Raw genomic sequence first — 11,912 nt, 5'->3', positions numbered from 1 at the left:
ATGGTTTTTTTTTTTTGAATAGAAGTCCTTTTTTGAATTAAAAAAAAACAATTAATCACCAACGAAATATACATATTTACTCAAAAAAGTGGCATTGGCTTCTATTCATTATATATTGTATTTTAAAGAAAAAACAATATATCGGGGTTGTACAGTATATCTTGAAACCTTAGTAGAGAACTGAGAAAAACTATCGTCGTTTAAGGAAGTTGTATTTAAAATATTTGTCCCTGAAATTTTGTATTCCCATTTGCTATCTTTCTTTTGATAAATCAAACTTGCATTTAAAAAATCATATTCATTATTAACAGTCTTATCTTGGTTGGAATAATGATAATATTCATATTCGGTTACAAATGAAAAATTTTTCAAAAAGTAGTAATCTAATTTTGCAAAAGGTTTATCTGTATAAAAAGTATCACTTCCGAAATCATTGATTACCGTATTATATCCTATTTCAAGATTTGGTAAGTCCTTATAATTTGTAGATGCTTTTATCATATAGCTTTGAGTAAAACTTTCGGAAACCGCCAATACGCTGTTTTGAATATTATGATATTTGGACCAGTTTAAGCTCAAACTAGCAGATGCTTTGTAATCTTTTAGAAAAGAACGTCCATAACTTCCATTTCCTGAAACACTTTGATCCAAATCATTTGAATTATATGGAGTCGCCGTTTGATTGATTCCATCAAAAATTACATTCGATTTTACAGCATCCATTACTCTTGAATAGGTAATATTGGCGAAAATATTCTCAAAATTAAACATATTGTATTTGAAATATCGCAAAGAATGTACTTGAGAAGTAGCATTGGATAGCACCTTGTTTCCACTAAACAAACTATTGTAATTATTCAAAACATATCCTTCGGCCAATTTATTTATATCTGTAAAATCATTTGTAAAACTCAGATTATAAGTCAAAGTCTCTGCTTTTTTTATTTGATACAACGCATAAAAATCAGGCAACAATCTTGTAAAACTATTGGTATAACTTACACCCAATTGTGAGTTGGTCATATTATAATAATGAAAGCTTACCCCTGGAGTAATCGTGAATTTTCCAGTCAAAATTTTATAATGCAATCCCACGAAAGTATCATTAAAACTATAATTCACTTTATTATTATCTGCAGGATCAACTAACTCATTTGTATTGCCATTATCCAGTATTTGAAACATACTTGAGTTAAAAATTTGATAGGAATAGGTATTCCCAAAAGTAAAATCAAGATTGCTTTTTGGGGTTACCATATAGTAATAATCCAATTTAGCATCCACTTTATTTGTTTTTACAAATCGGTTCTGATTAATGTCGTTAGTGCTTTGTCCAGTTACATATCCTGGCAAAACAAAAGGTTGATACTGTGAAATAGCATTATAAAAAGGATCTTCTTCTTGATATAAATTCTGCATTTCGAAAGCAAAAACATTTTTATCACTTTGAGTATAATACAAACTTAAATTTTGATTATAAGAAGTAGGGTTTTGAATTTTGTGAGTATCAATATTCTGAATTGTCTCCCCTTCACTATCTATAGATTGACTTACAATTTTATTTACTTCATCTTGTTTAGACAACTTAGCCAGGAAATCATAATCAAACTGAAACTTTGTACTTGGCTTATAACTTGAACTTAGTTTAAACAGCCCCAAATGACTTTTTTGATTGGCATTTTCTTCTCTATTTTCTGTTGAAAAGACATCCGTTGAATTAGGATCCAGAATATTCGTTTGTGATTTTGTTTCCAATTCCGTCTTAGATTCAGATAAAATAGCAAAACCACTCAAACTCCAAGATTTAGTAACATTATAGGCAAAATTTGTTGCTCCAAATCGAGTTGTAATTTCTTTTGCTCTATTATTTTTCAGCAGTGAAATTCCCAAATCATTTGAGGAAACATCAAAACTACTTCCTCCTTTTTTCATCATACTTTTGAAACCACCAGTAAACTTAAAATAATCCTGAATCGTCAAAGGCAACTCTCCTATATTATTAAAATTGGAAATAAAATTTACACTGTATTTAGGATTATAATAAAACAATTTAGGATTTACAACATACCTTTCATCTGCACCAGCACCTATATTAACATCTCCAAACCAAAAGTTTTTCTTTCCTGATTTGAGCTTGATATTCATAGCGACATTTTCTTCGTTATTCTCTACCCCTTTTAAAGCACCTACTTCATTAAAATTTCTAAGCACTTGGACTTTATCAATAGCATCTGCAGGAATGTTTTTTACTCCAAGTTTAGTATCTCCATCGAAAAAATCTTTACCCTCTACCATTAATTTGGAAACTTTTTTACCTTCAACTTCAATTTCTCCATCTGCATTTACCTCAACACCTGGTAATTTTTTCAAAACATCTTCCAACTTCCGCTCTGTTCCCGATTTAAAAGAGTCTGCATTATAAACAATCGTATCTCCCTTGATAGAAACAGGCATTTCCCGAACAATTTCGACACCTTCTAGCTCAATTCCGCCAGAATCCATTTCAATGCTTTGAGTCATATTTTGACTAAAAGTAGTTAGAGTAATTTCCTTATTCTTCATTCCAAGGTAACTTAGCTTTATAGAATAGCTTGAATTCGGTTTTAAATTCAAAACAAACTTTCCTTTGTCATTAGTGATACCGTAAGAATCCATAGCTTTGGTTTCAGTATTTACAGCCATCACATTGGCCATTTCCAAAGGATTTTTACTAGCTCCCAAAACAACTCCATCCAATCTAATATTTTGACAGAATGAAACAGTTGTAAGAAATAATAAAATGAGGCAGGCTAATTTTTTTTTCATTTAGAATACTTTCTAAAATTAATATATTAATGAATGTCTTCTTATCTCATCGGTGGCATTCCGCCACCATTTCCTCTATTTCTCTCTCTCATTTCTGCCAACTCTTCCATTTTCTTTATCACAATTGCATCGTAATCATTTTGGCTTACTACTTTACCTTTTGTAGATTCCTTGATTTCTACTTTTTGTTTAATATTCAACACTACTTTAGAACATAAAATAGTTGTTCTTCCATCATTTATTTCTAAAATCAAACCAGGAAGCCCCCAATAATTTTCAGGACCTTGATTAACTGGGATCTCTGGAGTATACCAAGCCGTGACAATAACTTCTTTTGGTATTTCTATATTTGACATAAAAGAAGTCTTCTTGTCTTTATCGTCTAACTTCATATCATCTGATTTCTTCTCATCATCTTTCTTGTCATCTTTAGGTCTAAAATTTCTAAAATCAGTTTTACTCACTACTCGAACAGCGGTTGCTTTGAAACAATTATACCCCCCAATAACTTTTGTTTCGCCTTCCAATTTCCATTTTAAATTAGGAAGTGAATCTTTAATTAAAAATTCTTTCCCCATAAATTCTTTATCAACTGTGTACGCTTTATTTTTTACATTCTTATAAAAAATTCCTCCGCTCCCCATCATAGAATTCATCATACGCATTCCCCCACCACCATCTTGTCCTGGTGATTCAAGTTTTTCCTCTTCTTTATAAATAGATGCCGATTTATCGAAATTCAGTATAAATGTTTTTTCAAACATTTTTTTCATCCTTTCTTCCATATTTTTTTGCATTTCGGGAGTAATATCTCTATTAGGTGGCATTCTATTTTTAAAATCCGAAGTACTCGTTTTGGATTCATAAACTGCCATGCCTTGAAATTCTTGAGCATGCAATTGAATCGTAGCTACAATGATCGTAAAAATGAAAACTATTTTTTTCATAAGAGATTATTTATTGTTTTTTATTAGGCTTTTGTAACGGCAATTATTATCTACTTTCGATCTAATTTCCAAAAGCAATAGTATTAGGCATTTTGGTTACATGGGTTCTTCTCTTCACTAAATCTTTTCTTTTCTAAAGAAAAAAGCAAAGGCTGTTGCAACAACAATTTTAAAAGATTAGAACTAAATAGATTGTCTTTATTATTTAAAAAAACGCCTTGACAATCTATTTTTACAAATACTCTTTCATTAATCTTTCATATATCTACCAACCTAACATTTCAAAGATAAAATCAATATATGTCTTCAAAAAATTGAATATACAAACTGCTGTAATTTAAAGATGGATCGCATTTATTTCCTGACAAAAGGCTTTGAAGACTATTCACCCACAAAGACTTAATCTCTAATACTCCAAAAAGAGTGAAATTTCAGATTTACATTCTAAAAAATAAACAATCCTCTTCTTGCAATTTATGGTTTCCTCTATTTGATTTTTAAAATCGTTTAAAACCAAAAATTAATATTTCAAAATCGTTAGATAAATACCTTTGCTAAATCTAAATTTTATCTATTTTTACAATCTTAGAAATTATGAATTATAAAATCGCAATATCGTAATGCACATAGCTATAGCTGGAAACATAGGTTCAGGAAAAACAACATTAACCCGTTTGCTAGCCAAACATTTTAAATGGGAACCTCATTTTGAAGAAGTAGTAGACAACCCGTATCTTGATGATTTTTACCATCAAATGGAACGTTGGTCTTTTAATTTACAAATCTATTTTTTGAATAGTCGTTTTCGTCAAATAATGCAAATTCGCGAAAGTGGTAAAAAAATAATTCAAGATAGAACCATTTATGAAGATGCTCATATTTTTGCTCCCAACCTTTATGCTATGGGGTTGATGACAAATCGTGATTTTGAAAATTATTCTTCTCTGTTCGAATTGATGGAATCTCTTGTCGAAGCACCCGATTTGTTAATTTACTTAAGGAGCTCTATTCCAAATTTAGTTGGGCAAATTCATAAACGTGGCCGTGAATATGAAAATACCATTTCTATTGACTATTTAAGCAGACTTAACGAACGTTATGAAGCTTGGGTTCAAACCTATAAAAAAGGAAAAATAATGATTATAGATGTAGACAATATAAATTTTGTTGACAATCCTGAAGATTTAGGAAATATCATCAACCGAATCGATGCAGAACTAAATGGATTATTTTAGTTCTTATTTAATATTATAAAAAAAGGCCTCGAAAATTTCGAGGCTTTTTTTATATCTAATATTTTCAACAGAATACTTTACTCTAAAACATAATTCATTTGACCTAACTCTTCAGAAATTTGATACTGGAACTGCCTTTATCTGAATTTAATTTTATAAAATAAGTTCCTGTTTTAAGTTTAGAAACATCCATTTTAGAAACCGAATCCGCATTTGGAACAGTAATAATTAATCTCCCTAAAATGTCATAAACCGATAATGATTGTATTTGTATTGCCTTCGTTGAATTGATATTTAAGATTGTATTCACAGGATTTGGATACAAAACAAAATAATTTGAAAATGTAAAATCCTGATTACCTAACGCCACAGTTTTAAAAACTGAAGTTGCTTTATTAGTCAATATTGGAAAATTATAATCAAAATAAATATTAGCTTCATTTGAAATAGAACTTCCTACCGCCAATGTAGGTTTAGTTTTAATTTTGAAAGACACATAACCATCATTATTTGCATCATCAAACGGAAGTTCAATATTTTCAAAAATAAATTCTACTTTATTTCCATCAGAAATTTTAGTGATAAAAGCATCACTGGAACTTGTTGCAACTAATGTTGTAATATCAAATTTAGAGATGTCAATTACGTCAGTCACAACAATGTTCTTTGCAGCAAAATTTCCTGTATTTTCAAAGCGGATCATATAATGAACATAATCACCAATAAGACTTGAAGTAACTATAGCACCTTCCAAACAAGTTTTATCATTTGGATCATAGGAACCTACAACAATATGATTGAATTGAAATAAATTATCCGCAGGCATTTCATCAGTTTCTTGAGATGATATTGAAGCAGCAAACTTTAAAGAATCACCATTGTTTACAGCAGGCATTTCAGTTGGTGCATTTACATTTAATGTGACTACAATTTCTCTTTTCTCAAGAGGCTTCAAATTACTAAAACCCCATGAAATGTTGTTTTCAGATTGATCTGAAAAATTTATATTTGATCCTACAAAATCTAAAACAGCATCATCAAACTTAAGATTAACAGTACCTGATTCTATCGTATTCCCTTTATTTTTAAATACTATTTTATATTTAACATCAAAGCCAGGCCTTGCAACTTCAATAGGCATCAAAACGACTTCTAAATCTGTATGTATAGCATTTTGTGTAATGCAAAAATCCTGAGTTATTGTATTAGTTAAAGTTTGAAAATCAACATCGATTGCTGGTGGTGTAGCTATAAAATAATTAGAATCTTCGAAAACCGGAGTTATTTTATAAGTTCCATTTAATAAAGGAATAAAATAGTTTCCTGAATCATCCGAAATTAAATTTTTAGTATTTCCAAAACTATCCACAATTAATAATTTTAAATTCGGAACAACCGTATCAGTAACATCACATCCGTCAGCATTTTTATCAAATTTCACTATTCCTTTGATAGTATTATAATCCCCGCCTGGAGTAAAGGTGCAATATGAATTTATTTCACAATTTTTATACCCATAAGAAGTCATATGCCTTTTAGTCTCATATATTTGTCTCTCGTCTGCGCAAATATATCTTAAGTTAGGATTTGATCCGAATTCAAAATAATCATACGTGTAATCACTTCGTGTAGAAAGTGTAGAACCTGTCTTCATATATAGCGAAACAAGATTCTTATTATATCCACAAGAGAAAATAGTAAGTTTACTCATTCCGTTTACATCTAAAGTGGTAAAATTATTGTTGCCACAACCCAAATTGTTAAGATTCGCACAACCCTTTACATCTAAACTTGTAAGCAAATTGCCTCTACAATCTAAACTACCAAGACTTTCAAGACCTAGTAAATCTAATGAGACAAGCTCATTCCAACTACAATCTAATCCTGATAAATTTACACTGTTCTTTACCTTTAGAGAAGAAAGTTTGTTATAAGCACAATCTAATGTTACAAGACTATTTAGACCTGTAATATCTAATGAACTAAGTTGATTATATCTACAATTTAAACCTTTAAGATTAACCAGCCCAGTTAAATTTAAAGATTGGAGAGCATTATCATTAATTTCAATTATTGAAGCGTTTATTAAACCTGATAGATTAATGGAAATAAGGTTTACACAACTTTTGACCCTTACAGTTTCAAGTTTTGTTAAATTACTCAAATCTAAAGAAATCATTTTATTATTACCGCTATCTAAAAACTCAAGATCTCTACTAGAAGTAAAATTGAACTCAGGTATTTCATTACCATAACAGTTTAACTTTTTTAAATTTACCAGTCCGTTTAGATCTAATTCTGTAATCTGATTATAATAACAATCTACCACTTTTAGATTAGTTAAACCTGCTATTTTTAAAGTTGTTAATTTGTTTGATATACAATTCAACTCTTCCAAATTTGGAGCATTCGTCAAATCTAATGAAGTAATTTGATTACCCTCACAACTAAAATATTTAAGATTAATAAATTTTGAGATTCCCTCTAATGATGTAATCATTGATTCCCCATTAATCTTATTCAATGTTAAAGAGCTAATCTGTAAGGCTTCGTCTTCTTGAATTTCACCATCGTTACTAGTGTCTATAGTCTGAACTGGATTACCTGCTAAATCTTTAGCACGAGCAAAATATAAAATATACCTTTTACAAACAGGGTCTGGGATATTTACAATTTGAGCTTCGCTAAAAAATGAAATCAATAAAAATAAAAAAGTGTAAAATTTTCTCATAAATTTAATTTAAGGCACAAATATATTAAATAAGTAATTAAAATTTTACAAAAAAAGCCTCGAAAATTTCGAGGCTTTTTTTGTAAAATTAACTATTCTTTTATTTCAAAGCTTCTATTTGAGCATCCACTTCAGCATCTGTTCCTTTAAATTGCTTAACCATTGTCGTTCCATTTACCGTGGTCGTAACAGTAGCACTCACTTTGCCATTCATATTTGTTTTTTCAATTCTAATCTCATTATCCATTGCCATTTTCATTGGTTTTTTAGCACAACAAGCTTTTCCTTTTGGTGCAACAAATTTTCCATCTTTATCATAATGAGACAGACACATTTCTTTTTCTTCAGGAGTACATTTAAGGCTGTCGCACATTTTTGCACATTCCTCTTTGGTCATTTTTTCACATTTAGACATATCACATTTCCCCATCATCATATCATCTTTATGCATGATACATTTTTCCATCTTTATTTCTTTCATATGACAAGAACCATTTCCATCAATAGTACTTCCGCCACTTCCTAAAATTGGAGCCATAACTAATCCTATCAAACATGTTAATTTGATTAAAATATTCATTGATGGACCAGAAGTATCTTTGAATGGGTCTCCGACAGTATCACCAGTAACTGCTGCTTTATGTGCATCAGAACCTTTGTATGTCATTTCTCCATTAATCATAACACCTGCCTCAAATGATTTTTTAGCATTATCCCAAGCACCCCCAGCATTGTTTTGAAAAACTGCCCAAAGTACACCAGAAACAGTAACTCCAGCCATATAACCTCCCAACATTTCGGCGATTAATTGATTGTTATCTCCGTAAACTAATTTTCCTAAAAGTACAATTGCAATTGGAAAACCAATCGTCAATATACCAGGTAACATCATTTCACGTAACGCTGCTTTAGTCGAAATATCAACACATTTTGCATATTCAGGTTTTCCAGTACCTTCCATAATTCCAGGAATTTCTTTGAATTGACGACGTACTTCGTACACCATATCCATCGCTGCTTTCCCAACAGAATTCATTGCCAAAGCAGAGAAAACCACAGGAATCATTCCTCCAACGAACAACATCGCTAAAACAGGAGCTTTAAAAATATTAATTCCATCAATGCCTGTAAAAGTCACATAAGCTGCAAATAAAGCCAAAGAGGTTAGAGCTGCTGAAGCAATAGCAAAACCTTTTCCTGTTGCTGCAGTTGTATTTCCAACTGAATCCAAAATATCGGTTCTTGTACGTACTTCTTTTGGTAATTCACTCATTTCTGCAATACCACCAGCATTATCAGAAATAGGACCAAAAGCATCGATTGCTAATTGCATCGCTGTAGTTGCCATCATTGCCGAAGCAGCTAACGCCACCCCATAAAATCCAGCTAAAGCATAAGAAGACCAAATAGCTGCTGCAAACAATAATACAGTTGGAAAAGTAGAAATCATTCCTGTCGCCAAACCTGCAATTACGTTTGTTCCTGCTCCTGTACTTGATTTTTGAACAATAGCCATTACTGGTTTTGTTCCTAATCCTGTATAATATTCGGTTACAGATGAAATAGCTCCACCTACAACTAAACCAATAAGTGTTGCATAAAACACATGCATAGATGAAATTTCTTTGGAACCTTCACCAAAGAAAGTCATGCTCATTGTTTCCGGAAGCATGTATTTAACCAAGAAGTAACAAGAGATTGCTGTTAAAACAATAGAAACCCAGTTTCCAATATTCAACGCTTTTTGAACTTGAGCTTCCTTGGCGTTCTCGTCTGTAATTTTAACTAGCATTGTACCAATTATAGAAAACAAAATTCCAAAACCAGCAATAGCCATCGGTAATAAAATTGGTCCAATTCCGCCAAAAGCATCTTGGATGTTTCCTCCCATGTCTTTTATAACATAATTTCCAAGTACCATCGCAGCTAACACCGTTGCTACATACGAACCAAATAAATCGGCACCCATTCCTGCAACGTCTCCAACATTATCTCCTACGTTATCTGCAATCGTGGCAGGGTTACGAGGATCATCTTCTGGAATTCCAGCTTCTACTTTACCAACTAAATCAGCGCCTACATCGGCAGCTTTCGTGTATATTCCTCCACCTACACGAGCAAACAAAGCAATTGATTCAGCTCCAAGAGAAAATCCTGCTAACGTTTCCAGGACAACTGTCATTGTTTCTGTATCTTTCCATACTCCGTCAGAAAGCAGGTTAAAGAAAATTATAAAAAAACCGGTTAACCCTAAAACAGCTAAACCGGCTACACCTAATCCCATTACAGTTCCTCCACCAAAAGAAACCTTCAAAGCTTGTGGTAAACTAGTACGAGCAGCCTGAGTAGTTCTAACATTGGTTTTTGTCGCTATTTTCATTCCCATATTTCCTGCTAATGCTGAGAAAAATGCTCCGAATACAAATGCAACTACTATTAATATATTTGTTTTAACACCTGGTAAAAAAGTGATACCTGCTAATACAACACTTGCGATTAAAACAAAGATAGCCAACAATCGGTATTCTGCCTTTAAGAAAGCTAAAGCACCCTCATAAATATAATCTGATATCTCTTTCATTTTGCCATCTCCTGAATCCTGCTTTAACACCCAAGATCTTTTGATAGCCATAAAAATAAGCCCTATTATTGCCATAACAATTGGCACATAAATCATAATTGAATTCATAAATATTCATTTTGGTTCGTTAATAAAAAAAATGTAATCGATAGCAATTTAACGAAAAAAGCAACACTCTTAACGGAGTGTTGCTTTTTTTACAAAATATGAGGGTAAAAATTATTTAATACTAAATAATCCCTCTGGTTTATTTGGAATATCATTAAAACGTTGCGTACATTCTTCGATAATAGCAAATGCTTCACTCAAATCTCCCCAACCTTCTACATCTACTTGTTTGTTTTCAAGATCTTTGTAAACTTGGAAGAAATGTTCAATTTCTTTCAATAAGTGTGGATTAATATCAGATAAGTTTTCTAACGAATTCCAAATTGGATCTGAAACTGGTACACAGATAATTTTTTCATCTGGTCCTTTGTCATCAGCCATGTGGAAAACTCCAATAGGTTTCACTTCCATTACACAACCAGGAAAAGTTGGCTCGTTTATCAAAACCAAAACATCTAATGGATCACCATCTAATGCTAAAGTTTCTGGAATGAATCCATAATCAGCAGGATACATCATTGAAGAAAATAACATTCTATCAAAACGCATTCTTTTTATTTCAAAATCGTACTCGTATTTATTTCTACTTCCTCTTGGTATTTCAATTAATACATCAAAAGTTTTTAATTTGTCTGCAGTCATTATTCTTTTATCTTTTCTTAATTTATTAACGATTGCAAAAGTAATCAAACAATACTTTTTTACAATAAAAAAAGACAATATATGACTATAAAGTTTCTGTTAATTGTAATTTTTAATAGACTATGGTTCTTTTACGCTTTTTTAAATAATAATGCCACAGCAAAAATGTAGCATAAGATCGATATGGACTCCAATTAATAGTGTGAGTTTCCATAATGGCCTTATCATGAATATTTAGTAATTCTTTTATAGTATTGACTACAGCTACATCGCCCAGAGGCAATAAATCGGGTTCTTGTAAACAAAACATCAAGTAAATATCAATTGTCCAATTGCCTATTCCCTTAATTTTGATAAGCTCTTCGCGTACTTGCTGAGCCGATTTTTGTGGTAAACTATCCAAATCTATTTCTTCATTTACAATAGCAGATGACAATGCTTTTATATAAGTAGTTTTTTGCCTGCTTACACCAAAGGCTCTGTATTCTTCATCAGAAACGGTAATCAATACTTCGGGTTTGAATGTAGTATGTTCTGCTTTTATTTTTAAAAAAGTAGCTTTGGCAGAATCTATGGAAACTTGTTGCTCTAAAATTAACAATACTAATGTTTCGAATCCTTGAGGTCTCCGGGGAATTGTAGGTAATCCATAGATATCTATAATATCCTTGAATATAGTTTCTTTTTGAAAAAGATAATCAATTGCTTGTTGCATGGTTTGATTTTTTAGTTCAAATTTTCATTAATCCCTGATACCCTAGCCCAGATGTAGCGGAAATTTTGCAGAATAAAATACTATTATTTTCTTGACCAAAAGAGCGACCAACGGAAGCTCCTTTTGGACAATTGAAAATAAAGTGTTT

General features: G+C 31.4%; 7 protein-coding genes. 1 reads left to right on the top strand and 6 read right to left on the bottom strand.

Features of this window, described 5'->3' with window-relative positions; translation table 11 throughout:
* Positions 1-108 precede the first annotated feature (108 nt).
* Positions 109-2,805 (bottom strand): carboxypeptidase-like regulatory domain-containing protein, encoded by a 2,697-nt coding sequence (locus CLU82_RS11250; protein WP_100843185.1) that lies wholly within the window; start codon positions 2,803-2,805, stop codon positions 109-111.
* 41 nt (positions 2,806-2,846) lie between these two features.
* The gene (locus tag CLU82_RS11245) at positions 2,847-3,752 is read right to left on the bottom strand and encodes a GLPGLI family protein (RefSeq protein ID WP_100843184.1); all 906 of its coding nucleotides are present in this window, start codon (positions 3,750-3,752) and stop codon (positions 2,847-2,849) included.
* A 620-nt stretch (positions 3,753-4,372) separates the two neighbouring features.
* Here CLU82_RS11245 and CLU82_RS11240 point away from each other — a divergent pair.
* Positions 4,373-4,987, top strand: coding sequence for a deoxynucleoside kinase (locus tag CLU82_RS11240; protein ID WP_100843183.1), 615 nt, complete (start codon positions 4,373-4,375; stop codon positions 4,985-4,987).
* Between the two features lie 103 nt (positions 4,988-5,090).
* Here CLU82_RS11240 and CLU82_RS11235 read toward each other — a convergent pair whose 3' ends face one another.
* From CLU82_RS11235 to CLU82_RS11220, 4 genes are all read right to left on the bottom strand, one after another.
* On the bottom strand, positions 5,091-7,718 hold the full coding sequence (locus tag CLU82_RS11235; RefSeq protein ID WP_100843182.1) for a T9SS type A sorting domain-containing protein: 2,628 nt from the start codon (positions 7,716-7,718) through the stop codon (positions 5,091-5,093).
* A 100-nt stretch (positions 7,719-7,818) separates the two neighbouring features.
* Complete coding sequence (locus CLU82_RS11230) at positions 7,819-10,407, bottom strand: sodium-translocating pyrophosphatase (RefSeq protein WP_100843181.1); 2,589 nt, start codon at positions 10,405-10,407, stop codon at positions 7,819-7,821.
* 111 nt (positions 10,408-10,518) lie between these two features.
* A complete protein-coding gene (locus CLU82_RS11225; RefSeq protein ID WP_100843180.1) occupies positions 10,519-11,049 on the bottom strand; it encodes an inorganic diphosphatase in 531 nt (176 codons plus the stop codon).
* Between the two features lie 112 nt (positions 11,050-11,161).
* Complete coding sequence (locus CLU82_RS11220) at positions 11,162-11,764, bottom strand: DNA-3-methyladenine glycosylase (RefSeq protein WP_100843179.1); 603 nt, start codon at positions 11,762-11,764, stop codon at positions 11,162-11,164.
* Positions 11,765-11,912 lie beyond the last annotated feature (148 nt).

It is taken from the genome of Flavobacterium sp. 5 (assembly GCF_002813295.1).
Lineage (GTDB): Bacteria > Bacteroidota > Bacteroidia > Flavobacteriales > Flavobacteriaceae > Flavobacterium.
This window is presented reverse-complemented; position numbering and strand designations above follow the sequence as displayed.